General features: G+C 48.4%; 1 protein-coding gene. It reads left to right on the top strand.

The features are described 5' to 3' along the window. Window positions 1-438, top strand: a 438-nt coding sequence (locus ACTHUR_RS21315) for a hypothetical protein (protein ID WP_440400806.1), incomplete at both ends; no start/stop codon positions are given.

Here is a 438-nt window from a genome sequence, read left to right as displayed (position 1 = left end):
CCCCCACACAAACACACACAAAACCAACCCAACAACACAACACCAACAAACACCACCAAACCCAAACACAACAACCCCCAACCACCCACCAACCCAAAAAACACAAAAAACAACAAACCAAAACAAAAAAACCACCAACACAACCCCCCCACCCCACCCCACCACAAACAAAACACACCCCCCAACCACCCCCCCAAAAACACAAAACAAAACCCAACCCACCCAAACAACAAACACACCAAACAACCCAAAAACACCCAAACCACAAACCCCACAACACAAAACCACCCCAACAAACCCCAACCCACCACAACCACAACGCCAAACACAACAAACATCCCAAACCCACCAACAACCCGACCCTAAACCACCCAACAACACAAACACCACCCAACACACCCCCAAAACCACCAAAAAACAAACCACCACAAACACACA

The organism is Neisseria sp. P0021.S007 (assembly GCF_051956855.1).
Note: the sequence above shows the minus strand (reverse complement) of the source record. Positions and strands in the feature narration are given on the sequence as shown.